Origin of the sequence: Exiguobacterium sp. s131 (assembly GCF_018617345.1) — a bacterium.
In the GTDB taxonomy this organism is placed as follows: domain Bacteria; phylum Bacillota; class Bacilli; order Exiguobacteriales; family Exiguobacteriaceae; genus Exiguobacterium; species Exiguobacterium profundum.
In genome coordinates, this window is record NZ_JACSJX010000001.1 from 801,603 (window position 1) to 817,258 (window position 15,656).

General features: G+C 46.9%; 16 protein-coding genes. 10 read left to right on the forward strand and 6 right to left on the reverse strand.

Annotated elements, in window-relative coordinates; all coding sequences use genetic code 11:
- Positions 1 to 85: 85 nt before the first annotated feature.
- A complete protein-coding gene (locus tag KNO69_RS04190; RefSeq protein WP_214816231.1) occupies positions 86 to 712 on the forward strand; it encodes a GTP pyrophosphokinase in 627 nt (208 codons plus the stop codon).
- Positions 713 to 746: 34 nt separating this feature from the next.
- Here the strand turns inward: KNO69_RS04190 and rpsD are convergent, their stop codons facing one another.
- The gene (gene rpsD / locus KNO69_RS04195; protein WP_031423120.1) at positions 747 to 1,346 is read right to left on the reverse strand and encodes a 30S ribosomal protein S4; all 600 of its coding nucleotides are present in this window, start codon (positions 1,344 to 1,346) and stop codon (positions 747 to 749) included.
- 223 nt (positions 1,347 to 1,569) lie between these two features.
- Entirely contained in the window at positions 1,570 to 2,052 is a 483-nt protein-coding gene (locus KNO69_RS04200) for a GAF domain-containing protein (protein WP_012726740.1), read from the reverse strand.
- 238 nt (positions 2,053 to 2,290) lie between these two features.
- Here KNO69_RS04200 and ezrA point away from each other — a divergent pair, with 238 nt between their 5' ends.
- Together ezrA and KNO69_RS04210 are read left to right on the forward strand one after the other, a co-directional pair.
- The gene (gene ezrA, locus KNO69_RS04205; RefSeq protein WP_214816233.1) at positions 2,291 to 4,021 is read left to right on the forward strand and encodes a septation ring formation regulator EzrA; all 1,731 of its coding nucleotides are present in this window, start codon (positions 2,291 to 2,293) and stop codon (positions 4,019 to 4,021) included.
- A gap of 74 nt (positions 4,022 to 4,095) precedes the next feature.
- A complete protein-coding gene (locus KNO69_RS04210; RefSeq protein ID WP_214816236.1) occupies positions 4,096 to 5,667 on the forward strand; it encodes an amidohydrolase in 1,572 nt (523 codons plus the stop codon).
- A 48-nt stretch (positions 5,668 to 5,715) separates the two neighbouring features.
- Here the strand turns inward: KNO69_RS04210 and KNO69_RS04215 are convergent, their stop codons facing one another.
- Positions 5,716 to 6,534: an NAD kinase gene (locus KNO69_RS04215; protein WP_078147942.1), complete on the reverse strand. Its 819-nt coding sequence runs from the start codon at positions 6,532 to 6,534 to the stop codon at positions 5,716 to 5,718.
- Between the two features lie 149 nt (positions 6,535 to 6,683).
- On the opposite strand from KNO69_RS04215, the gene tpx reads away from it, so the two are divergent.
- From tpx to KNO69_RS04235, 4 genes are all read left to right on the forward strand, one after another.
- The gene (gene tpx / locus KNO69_RS04220; RefSeq protein WP_074036494.1) at positions 6,684 to 7,172 is read left to right on the forward strand and encodes a thiol peroxidase; all 489 of its coding nucleotides are present in this window, start codon (positions 6,684 to 6,686) and stop codon (positions 7,170 to 7,172) included.
- Between the two features lie 96 nt (positions 7,173 to 7,268).
- Positions 7,269 to 8,162, forward strand: coding sequence for a class I SAM-dependent methyltransferase (locus KNO69_RS04225; RefSeq protein ID WP_214687022.1), 894 nt, complete (start codon positions 7,269 to 7,271; stop codon positions 8,160 to 8,162).
- Between the two features lie 119 nt (positions 8,163 to 8,281).
- A complete protein-coding gene (locus KNO69_RS04230; protein ID WP_214816239.1) occupies positions 8,282 to 9,493 on the forward strand; it encodes an acetate kinase in 1,212 nt (403 codons plus the stop codon).
- Between the two features lie 412 nt (positions 9,494 to 9,905).
- On the forward strand, positions 9,906 to 10,508 hold the full coding sequence (locus tag KNO69_RS04235) for a 3D domain-containing protein (protein WP_214781565.1): 603 nt from the start codon (positions 9,906 to 9,908) through the stop codon (positions 10,506 to 10,508).
- Between the two features lie 54 nt (positions 10,509 to 10,562).
- Here KNO69_RS04235 and KNO69_RS04240 read toward each other — a convergent pair whose 3' ends face one another.
- Positions 10,563 to 11,000, reverse strand: coding sequence for a universal stress protein (locus KNO69_RS04240; RefSeq protein ID WP_012726732.1), 438 nt, complete (start codon positions 10,998 to 11,000; stop codon positions 10,563 to 10,565).
- A gap of 183 nt (positions 11,001 to 11,183) precedes the next feature.
- Between KNO69_RS04240 and KNO69_RS04245 the strand changes: the two genes are divergently transcribed.
- Together KNO69_RS04245 and KNO69_RS04250 are read left to right on the forward strand one after the other, a co-directional pair.
- Complete coding sequence (locus tag KNO69_RS04245; protein ID WP_214816242.1) at positions 11,184 to 11,909, forward strand: SDR family oxidoreductase; 726 nt, start codon at positions 11,184 to 11,186, stop codon at positions 11,907 to 11,909.
- Positions 11,910 to 11,919: 10 nt separating this feature from the next.
- Positions 11,920 to 12,642: a metallophosphoesterase family protein gene (locus KNO69_RS04250; RefSeq protein ID WP_214781561.1), complete on the forward strand. Its 723-nt coding sequence runs from the start codon at positions 11,920 to 11,922 to the stop codon at positions 12,640 to 12,642.
- A 45-nt stretch (positions 12,643 to 12,687) separates the two neighbouring features.
- Here KNO69_RS04250 and KNO69_RS04255 read toward each other — a convergent pair whose 3' ends face one another.
- A complete protein-coding gene (locus KNO69_RS04255; RefSeq protein WP_196430906.1) occupies positions 12,688 to 13,785 on the reverse strand; it encodes a M24 family metallopeptidase in 1,098 nt (365 codons plus the stop codon).
- 165 nt (positions 13,786 to 13,950) lie between these two features.
- Between KNO69_RS04255 and KNO69_RS04260 the strand changes: the two genes are divergently transcribed.
- Positions 13,951 to 15,261, forward strand: a complete 1,311-nt coding sequence (locus tag KNO69_RS04260) for a DRTGG domain-containing protein (protein ID WP_074036504.1) — start codon at positions 13,951 to 13,953, stop codon at positions 15,259 to 15,261.
- A gap of 41 nt (positions 15,262 to 15,302) precedes the next feature.
- Here KNO69_RS04260 and KNO69_RS04265 read toward each other — a convergent pair whose 3' ends face one another.
- Positions 15,303 to 15,617: a YtpI family protein gene (locus KNO69_RS04265; protein ID WP_074033432.1), complete on the reverse strand. Its 315-nt coding sequence runs from the start codon at positions 15,615 to 15,617 to the stop codon at positions 15,303 to 15,305.
- Positions 15,618 to 15,656 lie beyond the last annotated feature (39 nt).

Below are 15,656 nucleotides of genomic sequence, written 5' to 3' on the forward strand. Positions count from 1 at the left end.
GTTCCTCATTTGTTGAGGAATGGACTTTTTTTATACATGACGTGCGGTTCGGATTTGCTAAAATGGGAACATAGGAGGGATGACGATGGAGATAGAAGAATTTTTCGGTGAGCAGTTCCATCAATGGCGCGAACACTTTCGTTATTATGAAATGGCGATCACGGAACTTGAAAGCGATCTCGGGATCATCGACTTGGACTGGCAGACGAGACTCGGGTATTCACCGATTGAACATGTGAAGACGAGAATGAAGACATTGCCGTCCATCGTGCGCAAGATGAAACGGAAAGACTTGCCTTTGGAAGTTTCGGCGCTTTGGGAACATGTGCACGATGTGGCGGGCATTCGGATTGTTACGAGCTTCCGCGACGATATTTATGAAATCTTGCGTCATCTAGATGCGCGAGATGATTTAGATATCATCGAAATCAAAGATTACATCAAACATCCAAAACCGAGCGGGTATCGGAGCTTACATCTCATCGTGAAAACGAAAGTCTACTTGGCAGAACGAATCATCTGGGTGCCTGCGGAGATTCAGATTCGGACACTCGCCATGGACTTTTGGGCGGCAACGGAACATAAGCTTCAGTACAAATATCAACATGCCGTGCCAGAATCATCGAAAGAAGAGCTGATTGAAGCGTCACTCATGGCGGATGCCCTCGATACGCAAATGGGACGCATTCGACAAGAGATTTTGAAGAAATAAAAAATCCCCTTCGTGAAGAAGGGGATAAAAAGCATTAACGTGAGTAGTACTCGACGATGAGTTGCTCTTTGATTTGGTCGTTGAGTTCAGCGCGTTCTGGGAGACGTACGAATGTACCTTCGAGTTTCTCAGCATCAAACGATACGAAGTCTTTTGTAGCTGGTGCTACTTCAAGTGCTTCAGCGATTGCTTTTACGTTTTTCGACTTTTCACGAACAGCGATAACTTGACCTGGTTTTACGCGGTAAGACGCGATGTCAACGCGTGATCCATCAACAGTGATGTGACCGTGGTTGACGAGTTGGCGTGCTCCACGACGTGTGCGAGCGAGGCCGAAACGGTAAACGAGGTTGTCAAGGCGTGATTCGAGCAAGAACATGAAGTTCTCACCGTGGATGCCTGGCATTTTACCAGCATCGTTGAAGATGCGGCGGAATTGCTTCTCGTTCACTCCGTACATGTGACGAAGTGCTTGCTTCGCTTGAAGCTGAAGACCGTATTCTGAGATTTTCTTACGACCATTTCCGTGTTGACCTGGTGCGTAAGGACGTTTTGCTAATTCTTTACCCGTTTCGCTAAGCGAGATGCCTAAGCGACGCGAGAGTTTCCAAGCTGGACCTGTGTAACGAGCCATGATTGGACTCCTCCTTGTTGTTCATGTATTTTGCACAAAAGAACAACGGTGTCAAAGACGAGTAACGCCCCTTTCTAGGTGCAAGCACCTTCACTTGATAGCGAAGCTACGAGATGCCCCTCCGACAAAAGTCGAGGCCCGAAAGGTGGATACGTTTGTCTGTGACTGCTATCGTCATTTCATGCACAAAGATGAGTATACGATGAATACCATCTCTTGTCAATCAAATATAGCGAAGAAGTGTTTCGCAAAAACGTTCGAGTCCTTGACGGTCGATTTCTGAGAAACGGTCGAACTCCGGGCTGTCGATATCGAGCACGCCGATTGTTTTCCCGTCACGTACGAGAGGGACGACGATTTCAGAATTCGAAGCCGCATCACATGCGATATGACCAGGGAATTGATGAACATCGGCCACGAGCTGTGTTTCTTGTGTAGCTGCCGCAGTTCCACAAACCCCTTTACCGAACGCGATGTGAACGCAAGCCGGGAGTCCCTGAAATGGTCCTAAGATTAAACTGTCTTCAGAATCAGTCACGTAGAATCCGACCCAGTTGATCCGATCTAAAAATTGGTTGAGTAAAGCGCTGGCGTTGGCAAGGTTGGCCACTGTATTTGTTTCGCCCTCTAATAATGCGGCGAGTTGCTTGTTTAATAGTTCGTAACCGGCTGTCAAATCACCTGAGTACGATGTCGTTTGGAACATATAAATTCCCCTCCATCTTTCGTGTTTTTAGAATTTAGCATTATGGTACACGCAAATTTAAGATTTGTCTTGTTAGAAAGTTCCGAAAAAATGAACAATCTCCACTGAAACCATTGGAAAACCTATGCAAATCGTTGGTTCTATAATATGATTAGGTATATCTATTCTTATAAAATACTTCTTTTTTTAATATAAAGGTACATAAGTCCACGAAAGCGGCTTGGAGGTTGTGACAAAGATGGATTACGGAATTTATGGATTAATCATTGGAATCATCGTCGTCGTCTTAGGCGGCATGTTGGGGAGTATGCTCATTCGAAGGAATTTTTACCAAAAAATTGACGACTTGGATATGAGGAAACAAAGTGTGCTCAGTGCGAGCATACCCGTCGAACTCCAGAAATTCAAACAGTGGCCGATGGAAGGGGAAACAAAAGAAAAGTTTGATCGTTGGCATCAATCTTGGGATGAGTTAGTCAGTGTACATGCAGGTCAAATCGATGAAGCGTTATACCGGGCTGAGGAAGACTTGGATAAATATCGTTTCATGAAAGTCAAAGCTGACTTGAATGCAACTGAACAACTCATTGAAGAGCTCGAGACGATGGTACACGCCATGCTCGATGAGATGGATGAATTTACGACGCATCACACCTCGCTTATGGACATTGTGAAGCAGGATGAGAAAGAGTTGTATCAGTTCCGCAAGACATTGAATTCACAAAACCATGCGTTCGGACCAACCTATGCATTGGTGGAACAAGAGATTGCCGCTGCCGAGGCGAAACGCAGTGAGATGATCAGCTTAAAGCAGGTCGGTCAAGTTTCTGAAGCATTTGAAACCGGACAAGCCTTATCGAATCAAGTAGGACACATCCGTGAACTGATTCGGATCATTCCGCAATTCGTACGTACGGTTCAAGTGGAACTGAAACAACAACTTCAACAACTCCGGGCTGGACATAAAGAAATGCAGATGGACGGGTATGCGCTTGAACCACTTGGATTAATGGAAGAAATCGATCAAGCGGAAGATCGTCGAGAAGAGTTGATGGCTCGAATCGAACGCTTAGAATTTGATCATTTCGAAGAGGACATGCAACAGCTGAGTTCGGATATCGACCAATTATTCGAAGCGTTCCGAACAGAGGTTGATGCCCGCCAATACGTGAAAAAAGAATTTGCGACGATACAAGAGCGCGAATTGCAATCTAGCGAAATCATGAATCACTTACAGACGGAAATGTCTCGACTTGTAAGCAATTATGAGATCAATGCACGCGTCGGAGAAGAGTTCGAACAATTAGAACGTGAACGGGCGACGCTCACGGCGAATGTACTTGATATCGAACAAGCTCTCGTCGCCCAAATGTTACCGTTCAGTATGATCAAATCCAAAGTGCAGGAAGCGAAACGGTCACTTGACCAATTCAGTGCCATGCATGAGCGTTTCATTGAAGATACGAATTCATTACGTAAAGAAGAACTTGAGGTCCGTCACAAGTTAGAAACGTGGAAGAAAGAACTGTCTGGACATCGTCGCCTGTTAGCGAAAAGTGCGATGCCGGTTGTTCCGAATGATCTGTCAAACGACTTACGTCAGCTCCAAAAAGGTGTCCAGTCATTAGACGAACAGTTTGACAAAGCACCCTTCAACATGACGTATATCGTCGGCCTTAGCCATGATGTCGAAGAGATGATGGACAACTTCCGTGACCGTGTCCATGCACTGATTCGTCAAGTGACGTATGCGGAACAGTTACTACAATATGCTAACCGTTTCCGACGCCGTGACAACGAGGTCCATATCGCCTTGACGCTTGCGGAAAACAAGTTCTTGCATGGAGAGTATGGCACTGCTGTCGAAATCGGTGAGCGGGTGCTCGGTCGATTCGATGAGAACGGAGCAAATGGAATTCGTCAACGTGTGGATAAAGGGTTAGAACAGCAGGAATTGCTAAAAAAATAAACGATGCATGAAGATTGACGGAAACGGGAAAAACGTAGACGTCAATCTTTTTTCAATCAAGGAGGAATCGTCAGATGGGTACACTATGGGTCAACGGGAATATCTACACATTGAATAAACCGGGTGAGATGGAACGTGCCATGTTTATTGAGCATGGACGCGTCTTGAAGATGGGGGACGAGGGACATCTCCGACGTACATATGCCGGTCGCATCGAAGAGATTGTGAATTTGGAAGGGAAGAGTGTGTATCCGGCCTTTACCGATTCACACATTCACCTTGTCGGATACGGCGAAGCGCTCGACCGTGTCGATGCGAGTGAAGCGACGGATCTTCGAGAATTACTTGAAACGATGAAGCAACGAGGGTCGGACGACGATTGGATCGTCGCAGAAGGGTTTGATGATCGTCTGCTCGGTGACATGCCGACACGCGAGATGATTGATGAAGTGATTGACGACCGTCCTGTCGTGTTGAAGCGTGTCTGTCGTCACGTAGCCGTCGTGAACTCGAAAGGACTTGAACGACTTGGACTGATCCACCATACGGTGATCGAAGGTGGAAAACTTGGGCGAGGTGAAGAAGGTAAATTGAATGGCGTCCTATATGATGCTGCACTAGATCTCTTATATAAAGAATTGAGTGGGAATCGTAAGAAAAATGCCGCTTCTCTTCGCCGGGCAATCGATTCATTATTCGCACATGGAATCGTTGGTGCCCATACGGAAGACTTGTTCTATCATGGAGATCCGCTCGAAACGATTCAAGCGTACGAAGATGTACTGGACGAAGTTCCGTTTCAAGCACACCTTCTCGTCCACGAACAGGTGGTGGATCGTGTCATCCAGCAAGATGCGATGACGCGTCGGAAGCGGTTTGACTTCGGTGCGATGAAACTCTTTGTCGACGGTTCGTTCGGTGGACGCACCGCTCTGTTATCTGCACCGTATGCGGATGATCGGAGTCAACGAGGAATTGAAGTACATCGACCAGATCATCTCGAGGCACTCGTGAAAAAAGCACGAACATACGGTATGAATGTGGCAGCGCATGTGATCGGTGATGCGGCGGTCGAGCAATTTGTCGGCCTGCTTGAGAAGTACCCTGCCAGAAAAGGGACACGAGATCGAATTATCCATGCCTCATTATTGAATGACTCATTGATCAACCGAATCAAATCATTGCCTGTTTTGATTGATGCACAGCCGGTATTTTTATCGGATGACATGGACATGCTGTTCGAGCGGTTGGGCAATGAGCGTGTGCATGATGTCTATCGATTCAAGTCTTTACTCGATACAGGGGCATTGGTGTTAGGAGGAAGTGACGCGCCGATTTCATCTGTTGACGTTCGAAAGGGATTGTTTGGAGCGGTGATGCGACAATCGTTTCACGGGTCGAGCACGCTAAATCCGAGTGAACGTCTTTCGATGTATGAAGCTCTTCGCAGCTTCACGTATTCGCCTCATGTTGCTACAGGGACGCACGGAAGAAACGGGCTATTGGTTCAAAGCTACAATGCCAACTTCACAGTATGGGATGAAGATTTCTTTAAATTGAGTGGGGAAGACATCCTGCACAACCGTCTTGTCATGACTGTCGTCGAAGGGCAGCCAGTGTACGAAGCAGAAAAAGCCACGCTGTAAAAAAAGAGTTGCTTCATCCGAAAGGGATGAAGCAACTCTTTTTTTACATCAGAAGAATGAACGTTGCACTTTATGCCAGAACGAGTTGGTCCGAAGCTTGACAGTCTTGATGACCTTGTCCGAGAGTTCGATATCGATTCGGTCTGTGTACTTCAAGCTCAGCGCCTCGTTATCCATCCCAATAATCGGGTAGTCGTTGCCGTCTTCGACGATGCGGAGTGACAACTTACGCGAATCATGAACGATAAAGGATGAGCCGAGTGTGCGATAGCGATTGTTGTTGACCGAAGCGATCTCACTCACTTGCATACATGGGATGAGTGGGTCGACGACCGCACCGCTGAGAGATTTGTTATAAGCAGTCGATCCCGTCGGCGTCGATACAACCATTCCGTCCCCACGGAATGTTTCGAAATGTAAATCGTCGATATAGACCTCGATGGCGAGTGATTTGATAATACTTGATTTAATCGAAGCCTCATTTAAACAGAGGAGCGGTGTCGATTCGTTGATCGATGCTGAAAGAAGTGGATACTTCCGGACTTCGAGACCTTCTTCGATTCGCATCGAGTTGTCCGAGAAGAGGCGGTCGACTTCATCGAGTTTATGTATGTCGAAATCACAATAAAACTCGTTCAATCCACGACCGAAGCCAACGTAGATGGCGTCTTGACGAAAGCCTGTGTAGCGAACCGCCTGTAAAAATGCCCCGTCCCCGCCGACTGCAGCGATGATGTTCGCGTCCTCCGGTTGATTTACGATGTTGAACCCGTGTTTTTCCCCGATTTCTCTCAGTTTCTTCACTTCTTTTGTGAATTCGTTGACGTTACGATGGTACAAATAGACGTTGTTTCTCATCTGAGTCATCCCCTTTGTCAATGGTGTCCTCTTTATTATAACGTGTTTCTTCCTACCGATATAGGGAAAACTGAAACAGAGTCAAAAGCAGGAAGTTTGTCAAAGGCTCAAGTTCATCGATATGATGAACGAGTAACTACAACAAAGGGGATGAGTACATGCCAACATTTAAAGGGAACAACGTAACATTACAAGGAAATCCAGTGAAGGTAGGAGATCAAGCTCCTGATTTCCGCGTCTTGACGACTGCTTTAGAAGAAGTGACGTTAGCAACCTATCCGGGGAAAAAACTAATCAGTGTCATTCCTTCAATCGATACAGGCGTATGTGATGCACAAACGCGTGAGTTCAACGAAAAGGCCTCATCACTCGGTGGTACAGTCTTGACTGTATCGAACGATTTGCCGTTCGCACAGCGCCGTTGGTGTTCTGCATCTGGTTTAGATAACGTAGTCACCCTCTCGGACCACCGCGATCTTTCGTTCGCAAAAGCATATGGTGTTTTAATTGAAGAAATGCGTCTCCTTGCGCGTTCTGTATTCGTCGTCGATTCGAATGGCGTCGTCCAATATGTACAATATATGGATGAAATGACAGATGAAGTTGATTTCGCGGCGGCACTTGAGGCGTTCGAACAAGCGAATTGATTCGTTTGGCGAAATTGATTAAAATAGCTTACACTAGTACGTGAACCGACCGGTCCTCTCATGGGGGCCGGTTTTGTATGGAAAGGATGAACGAAAATGGAACGTTTTGAACAACTCTATCGTGATTGGAAGAAGGAAGCGAAGAAACTGGTCAACGATCTGGATGTATTACCGATCGAGGCACTCGTCCAAGTATTTGACCATGTTGACATTGAAAAAGAGAAGATGGACGATGTCCGTAAAGCAGTGAGTTTACTCGTCTTGGAAGAAACGACACAACTCCCCCCGAACAATCAACCGACACCGGATGCGGTCAGCCTATTTATGGGTTATCTAGCTTCGAAGCTACTTAAGGAAAACGCGACGATTCTAGATTTAGGTAGTGGGACAGGTACGTTGACGCACGCCGTTCTCTCTCAGTTAAAAGATGCGACAGCGCAAGCGGTCGAAGTGGATGAACTGTTGCTTCGTCTTTCCTATTCCATTAGTAACTTGTTAGGAGAACCAGTATCCTACTTCCATCAAGACGCCCTTGCTCCTCTGTTTGTTGAACCGAGCGACCTTTCCGTTGCTGACTTGCCAATCGGATATTATCCAAATGATGAAGTGGCAGCCGGATACGACATGAAACGAGAACAAGGACATGCCTATTCGCATTTCCTCTTGATGGAACAGGCGATTCGCCATACGAAACCAGGTGGGCATGGATTATTTGTCATCCCGAACAATTTGTTTGAACAGGATGACGAAGGGAAATTAAAACAATGGATGGACCGTGAGGCTGTTGTGAAAGGGGTCATTCAACTTCCGACGACGATGTTTAAAGACGAACGTTACGCGAAAAGCTTATTGCTCCTTCAAAAAGTAGGAGAAGGCGTCACACGGCCAAAACAAGCGCTATTTGTGGAACTTCCGTCATTCACTGATGTCAGAGCGGTAGCCAATGTTGTGAAACAGATTGATGATTGGTTCAAAACAACTCAAAATTAATGGACAAAATACTTGAAAAAGGTATGCAAAATCAATTATCTTCATTATGATACAGTTATCAGTTTTAAATTGAACAGATAAAGATATGCGTTTAAAACGAAAGGTAAGAGGTGTATGACATGACGAAAATTATGGCAGTCAATGCGGGTAGTTCATCGCTCAAGTTCCAGTTACTCGAGATGCCAACGGAAGAGTTGCTCGCAGTCGGACTTGTAGAGCGTGTAGGGAAAGAAGATGCGATTTTTACAATCAAGTACGGTGAAGGACAGAAGTTCAACGTGGTCACACCACTTCACACGCACAAAGAAGCGGTTGAATTGACGTTGGAGAAGTTGATCGAATTGGATATCATCCAATCATTCGATGAGATTTCTGGTGTAGGTCACCGTGTGTTACACGGAAAAGAGTTGTATGCGGATTCGGTCGTCATTGACGATGAAGTCATGAAGAACATCGAATCGTTCACAGAGCTCGGACCACTTCACATCCCACCAAACTTGACAGGTATTCGTGCATTCCAGGCAATTTTGCCTAATGTCCCACAAATAGCGGTATTCGATACAGCGTTCCACCAGTCAATGCCTGAAGAGAATTTCTTGTACAGTCTTCCTTATGAATACTATACAGAACATGGTGTACGTAAATACGGCTTCCACGGAACGAGCCACAAGTATGTCACACAGCGTGCGGCAGAACTTCTCGGTCGTCCGCTAGAAGACTTGCGTTTGATTTCATGTCACCTCGGTAGCGGTGCATCGATCGCTGCAGTAGCAGGTGGTCGCTCAATCGATACAACGATGGGCTTCACACCACTCGAAGGAATCACGATGGGAACGCGCTCAGGTTCTTTGGACCCGGCCCTCATCCCGTTCTTGATGCAAAAAACAGGGAAGTCTGCTGAAGATGTATTGAACGTCATGAACAAAGAGTCTGGCGTGTACGGTCTTTCTGGTATCTCAAGTGACTTGCGTGACATCGAGCAAGCGGCTGCAGAAGGCAACCATCGTGCAGAAGTTTCATTGAAAATCTTCTCGAACCGTATTCACGGTTACATCGGTCAATATGCGGCTGAAATGAATGGTGTCGACGCCATCATCTTCACAGCGGGCGTCGGTGAGAACTCGGACGTCATCCGTGAACGCATCCTTCGCGGTCTTGAATTCATGGGTGTCTACTGGGATCCTTCACTTAACAACGGTGCTCGCGGAAAAGAGTTGTTTATCAACTATCCGCACTCACCAGTTAAAGTCATCATCATCCCGACGAACGAAGAATTGGTCATCGCGCGCGACACGGTACGCGTTGCAAACCTTGTCGAAGCACACGCATAATACGAAACGAACCCACGTTACTTCGTGTAACGTGGGTTTTTTTATGAGTCTTTTTTACTAATGTGAAGAATTGTAAGTAGGACAAATGTTTTCTCCTTTGTAACATTAGGCGTTTCATTTACATCGTTTTGCAATGTTTATGTCATGAATGAACCATATATTGGATTTTAATTTATAAAAATATCTCGTATTCGATTTAAATGTCAATCTAACGCGATAAACCGTTAATTTTGACATCGATTTGTAATGTTCGTGTCACTCAAATGAACAGGAAGTGTAACGGCACTGACTGATGTTTCGTCATATAGTTATCTGGACGAAATATTCAATTGGAGTGACAAGGCACTCGTTCGATAGATGATGATATGAAATGAAATGAAACCAAATTGACGAAGAGAGGACGAATAAACGTATGTTGAAAAAAATCATGACGCTCTTACTTCTCGCCATCGCCGTATTTGCATTTGCTCTACCGACTTCACCAGTAGAAGCAGCTACGAAAAAAGTATATGTTGCAACAAAGTCAGGTTCGAAGATGGTCTATGCAGAAGGGAAATCAAATGCACGAGTGATTGGGAAGATGACGGCGAGTGATCGTCTTCAACGTACAGGTTCTCGAGGTGCTTGGATTCGCGTGAACTATAAAGGGAAGGCCGGATGGGTTCCTACAAAGAACTTACGTACTGTAAGTGCTCCTAAACCGCTCAAACCAGCAAGCGTGAAGACGTATACGATGAAAGCGTCCGCATATACACCGTACTGCAAGGGATGTTCAGGTAAGACAGCACTTGGATGGAACGTTCGTACCCAAAAGCGAAATGTAGTCGCGGTAGACCCGCGCGTCATTCCACTCGGAACGAAAGTACAAGTATTCGTAGGGGGCAAGTCGATGGGTACCTACACGGCAGCTGACACTGGTGGCGCCATCAAAGGAAATAAAATTGACATCTTAATGTATTCGCAAAATGCAGCGATTCAATTTGGTCGTAAAACGGTTACAGTCAAGGTGTTATAATGCATAGGAAAAGGGTCTTGCGATTGCGCAAGACCCTTTTTGATGGATGGGTGATTATTGACGAACGATAAGGACGTCACATTTCGCATAACGGACGATGCTTTCAGAAACGCTTCCGATAAAGAACCGTTCAACGGCGTTTAAACCTGTCGCACCACAAATAATAAGATCAATATCATGGTTAGGTGCAATCTTTTTCGCAATCGTCACTTTCGGGGAACCGTATTCAATCACCGTTTCGACTTCTTTTACGCCACGCTCTTTCGCGCGATTGACATAGTCTTCAAGCAACTCTTTCGCATATGTCTCGGCACGCTCTGTGATTGTGCGGTCGTAGGCTTCTACAGTCGCAAACGTACGCGTATCAATCACATGACCAACGTACAGTTTTCCTTCGTTACGAATCGCGACATCGATTGCTGTTTCAAATGCACGTTCTGCCTCTTTAGAGCCGTCAACGGCAGATAAAATGTGTTTGTATACAATTGCCATGTAAATCCCAACCTTTCGCTCGAAATATACGTTCGGCTTACATATATAGTATACCACTTCTTTCAGTTTTCACGCTTTTTCGCCATGAAAATGCGTGAATTTTTTCATGCCGATGTTCACGACATGTCCAAGTTTGGAATTCGTGTGAAAGAACGGGTAAAATAAGGCGGAGGAGGTAGGGCGATGAAACATGTAATGATTACATCTGGTGCCAAAGGGATCGGACGCGTAGTGACGGAGCGTCTGTTACAAGATGGGTGGCACGTCAGCATTTTGCAACGGAATCCGATTGACTGGGAAGATGAACGGATACATATGATCGAGGCCGGATTGACGGACCGCGAACAACTGCTCTCAGCCTATGAGGAAGCGGTCGAACGTTTTGGTGAACCGAACGCCTTGATTTTAAATGCAGGTCCATATATCTTTGAGCGGAAACCGCTCGTCGAATTGACAGACGAAGAGTGGGACGAAGTACTCACGGGCAACCTGTCCGCCTCATTTTGGTTGATGCGTCGTGCGATTCCTTCCATGCGCTCAAATCGATTTGGACGCATCATCTCGTATGGGTTTCCGGAAAGTGGGACGGCCCCTGGCTGGATCCATCGTTCTGCGTTTGCCGCTGCAAAGACGGGACTCGTCAGTTTGACAAAATCGGTCGCGCTAGAAGAGGCCCCGTTCGGGATTACGGCGAACATGGTCAATCCGGGCAATATCGTCGGCTCTCAAAAGGAGATGCGCATTGATGAAGCGGAAGTGGATGAAGGAACTCCGGTCGGTCGCCACGGGACAGGAGAAGATATCGCGCGTTTGATTTCGTTCTTATTACAAGAAGACTCGGACATGATCACAGGTGCCATCATCGATGTGACAGGCGGCGTCAACGTCGTCCATCAATACCGAAAGTGAGGGGAACGCGATGAAGATTGGAGTGGTCACGGACGTTCATGGAAATCTCGAGGCGTTGGAGGCTGCACTTCAAGTCATGGATGCGGAGCGGGTCGACGTCATCTGGTCACTCGGTGACATGATTGCAATGGGACCGGACTCTAATGCGGTCATGGAGCGTTTGTTAGACCGGGGAACGCATATGATTTCTGGGAATCATGATGAAGCGGTCCTTTCCCTTTTGGCTGGACACGGTCATCCAGAAAGTTATGCTCATACGCGCCCCCACCATGAGTGGGTTGCGCGTCATCTAGAGACTCGATATGCAGATGTCCTCGAATCCCTTCCACGAACAATGTCCGTCAAAATGGTTGGCGAAACGGTGTTCGGCATTCATTATCATATCCCGACCGAACGACGCCACGCCACGATTGTCGAAGAACCGTTTCACGAGATTCTCGAACCGACACTGGAAAATATGCAGCGACTGTATGGAGCATATACAGGAGAAATCGTGTTATTCGGACATCACCATCCTGTCCATCTGTTTGAAGATGACACCAAGCGCTACGTCAATCCTGGTGCGCTCGGAGTGGCGAAAGATGACCTGGCTCGCTTTGCCATATTATCTGAAGGAGAAACCGGGATTGCTCTTGAACTGAAGGCGGTCCCATATGACAAACGTGCCTTTTTAGAGAAGATGGAACGTTATGACGTACCGCAACGGGATGTCATGCTGCGCTTGTTTTATTAAGATATGTAAAAAAGTGCGATCCTTGAGAATGGATCGCACTTTTTGTCATTCAATCTCTTGAAGTGTTTTCGGATAACTCGTCAATGTGATGGGACCACTTTCTGTCATGACGAGATCGTCTTCAATACGGACTCCGCCGACTCCCGGTAGATAGATACCCGGTTCGACTGTGAACGTCATCCCGACTTGGGCGGTCATGTCATTGTTCGCTGCCATCGAGGGGTGTTCGTGTACTTCGATTCCAATTCCGTGACCGATTCGATGAGTGAAGTATTCACCATATCCTGCAGACGTGATGACTTGTCGTGCCGCGATATCGATTGCGCCGAGTGTCGTACCGACGTTCGCCATCTCGATTGCGGCTTCCTCAGCCTGGAGAACCGTTTCGTAAATCTCACGTTGTTTGCGACTCGCCTCACCGAAGACAACCGTCCGCGTGATGTCTGAACAGTATCCCTGCCAGACGACACCGAGGTCGAACAAGGCAAAATCTCCTTTTTTCAAGCGGTTGTTGCCTGGGACACCGTGAGGGTCGGCACTGTTCTCACCAAACAAGACGAGCGTGTCGAACGACATTTCACGGACGCCTTGCTGTTTCATGGCGTATTCAATATCCGCGATGACCTCGAGTTCTGTCACGCCTTCACGGAGGGAGCGGATCCCGGCTTCGATGGCCATATCTGCCAACTCGGCGGCCCGCTTCATGATCCGGACTTCATCCGGTGATTTGATCATACGTAACGTTTGGAGCTCGTCTGTCAAATCGATAATTGACAGACCGGCAAAACCGGCGCGAAGCTGCTCGACTCGGTTGAATGTCAAATGCTCCCCTTCGATTCCGATTCGTTCAGGAACGATTTGGTTATCGAGGAATAACTTGACGATTTTGTCCCATGGGTTTTCATGGTCCATATACGTCACGATTTCACCTGACCAGTCACTCGCTTCGACAATCCCTTTTTCAAGTGCTGGGCAGATGATGGCAGTTGTGCCGTTCTTCAAAACTAAAATGGCGATCAATCGCTCGTGCGCTTCCGCGTATACTCCCGAGAAATAAAACACGGATGCTTTCGACGTGATGAATGCTGCATCTAACCCTTTTGTCGCTAGAGATTGTGCAATTTGATTGGTGCGTTGATTCAAGTTGAATCCCTTCCCTTCTACCTCTTACGTTGACTACTCGTCTATTATAGCTGTTTCGAAAACAGAAAGGAAATGTTGCAATTGGATTGGTACAGTTTGAACTAGTTCGACTGATACAGTATACTAAATAGAGTAGAAAATGTATTGAGAGAAGGGACTCCGCGTATGACCACAAAACATGAACAGATCATAGCACATATCGAGTCACTCGATGTAGGGTCAAAAATTTCGGTCCGCCAAATCGCCAAAGAGTTGGCTGTATCAGAAGGTACGGCTTATCGGGCCATCAAAGAAGCTGAGAACCTAGGTTTCGTATCAACCATTGAACGGGTGGGGACGATTCGGATCAAGCGAAAACATAAAGAAAATATTGAAAAGCTGACATTCGCCGAAGTCGTCAATATCGTCGATGGTCAGGTGTTGGGCGGACGTAACGGTCTTCACAAGACGCTATCGAAATTTGTAATCGGTGCCATGAAGCTCGAGGCGATGATGCGATATATCGATGTCGACTCACTCGTCATCATCGGGAACCGCGAGAAAGCGCATGAACTCGTCTTACAATCAGGTGGGGCTGTGTTGATCACAGGGGGATTTGACACAACGGATGAAGTGAAACGAATGGCAGATAAGTATGATATGCCTGTCATTTCTACATCCTATGACAGTTTTACCGTCGCGACGATGATCAACCGAGCCATCTATGACCGTCTAATCAAAAAAGAGATTTTACTCGTCTCAGATATCGTCATCCCGCTCCACGATACGTTCTATCTGAAGTCAGATGACACAGTGAAACGTTGGCACGAGCTGAATGAACGGACGAAACATAATCGGTATCCCGTCATCGATGAACAGATGAAAGTGGTCGGCGTGATCACGGCAAAGGATGTCATTGATAAATCACACGACTATGATATTGAGAAGGTCATGACGAAAAGTCCGATTACAGTAGGCGTACAAACGAGTGTCACCAATGCCGCGCACCAGATGGTGTGGGAAGGGATCGAGATGTTACCTGTCGTTGATAACTACGGACGTCTGCTTGGGATTATTAGCCGCCAAGATGTGCTGAAGGCGTTGCAACTGGCGAATCGACAACCGCAAGTCGGTGAGACGTTCGATAACATGATCACGAACCAGCTGAAAGAAGATCCTGCATCGAACGGGACGGCCTTCACGGTTGAAGTGGCCCCACAGATGACGAGTCATATGGGGACCGCCTCATCTGGCGTGTTGACGACCTTGTTGGTCGAGGGGGCGACGCGAAGTCTACGTCATATGAAGAAAGGCGATCTCGTGGTTGAGAATATCACCGTCTATTTCATGAAGCCGATTCAAATTGAAAGTCAGATTCGAGTGTCGGCCCATGTCTTCGACCTCGGTCGGAAGTTCGGGAAAGTGGATGTGGAGATGACGCAAGGGACACAACTTGTCGCCAAAGCGCTCGTCACGGCACAACTCATCGATCGGTAATAAAAAGAGCACCTGCTACAGCGCGTAGCAGGTGCTCTTTTTCATGATGGCGTATTCGTCGGTTCTTCTGCGGCGAGAGGGTAAATTTTGCGGTAACGGATAAATCCGACAACAGCATTCCCTAAACCGACGACTAACATGACGATGCTGACAATCCAACCGACAGATGAATTCAGACCGAATCCCCCGACCATTTGGTTCGCAGCGAACAATGCGAGGAATAAACTTAACCAGATCAACGCTTGCGTGTTGAACAACGCTTTTCGGTTTGGCGTCTTTGTCAAAAAAGCGCGGCGCTTGAAGACAAGGTACGCACCGAGCGCGAACAAAATGAGTCCAATCATGACAAGTTGCAAGTGAAGGAACCCCTTTCTATCTCGTAATCTGTTATCATC

What these genes read in the sequence shown, in the direction of transcription:
- KNO69_RS04200 (WP_012726740.1), bottom strand. Translation starts at nt 2,052, where the DNA reads ATGTTCCAAACGACATCGTACTCAGGTGATTTGACAGCCGGTTACGAA.
- KNO69_RS04240 (WP_012726732.1), bottom strand. Translation starts at nt 11,000, where the DNA reads ATGGCAATTGTATACAAACACATTTTATCTGCCGTTGACGGCTCTAAA.
- KNO69_RS04225 (WP_214687022.1), top strand. Translation starts at nt 7,269, where the DNA reads ATGGAACGTTTTGAACAACTCTATCGTGATTGGAAGAAGGAAGCGAAG.
- KNO69_RS04245 (WP_214816242.1), top strand. Translation starts at nt 11,184, where the DNA reads ATGAAACATGTAATGATTACATCTGGTGCCAAAGGGATCGGACGCGTA.
- KNO69_RS04260 (WP_074036504.1), top strand. Translation starts at nt 13,951, where the DNA reads ATGACCACAAAACATGAACAGATCATAGCACATATCGAGTCACTCGAT.
- KNO69_RS04190 (WP_214816231.1), top strand. Translation starts at nt 86, where the DNA reads ATGGAGATAGAAGAATTTTTCGGTGAGCAGTTCCATCAATGGCGCGAA.
- KNO69_RS04210 (WP_214816236.1), top strand. Translation starts at nt 4,096, where the DNA reads ATGGGTACACTATGGGTCAACGGGAATATCTACACATTGAATAAACCG.
- KNO69_RS04250 (WP_214781561.1), top strand. Translation starts at nt 11,920, where the DNA reads ATGAAGATTGGAGTGGTCACGGACGTTCATGGAAATCTCGAGGCGTTG.
- tpx (WP_074036494.1), top strand. Translation starts at nt 6,684, where the DNA reads ATGCCAACATTTAAAGGGAACAACGTAACATTACAAGGAAATCCAGTG.
- rpsD (WP_031423120.1), bottom strand. Translation starts at nt 1,346, where the DNA reads ATGGCTCGTTACACAGGTCCAGCTTGGAAACTCTCGCGTCGCTTAGGC.
- KNO69_RS04235 (WP_214781565.1), top strand. Translation starts at nt 9,906, where the DNA reads ATGTTGAAAAAAATCATGACGCTCTTACTTCTCGCCATCGCCGTATTT.
- KNO69_RS04230 (WP_214816239.1), top strand. Translation starts at nt 8,282, where the DNA reads ATGACGAAAATTATGGCAGTCAATGCGGGTAGTTCATCGCTCAAGTTC.
- ezrA (WP_214816233.1), top strand. Translation starts at nt 2,291, where the DNA reads ATGGATTACGGAATTTATGGATTAATCATTGGAATCATCGTCGTCGTC.
- KNO69_RS04215 (WP_078147942.1), bottom strand. Translation starts at nt 6,534, where the DNA reads ATGACTCAGATGAGAAACAACGTCTATTTGTACCATCGTAACGTCAAC.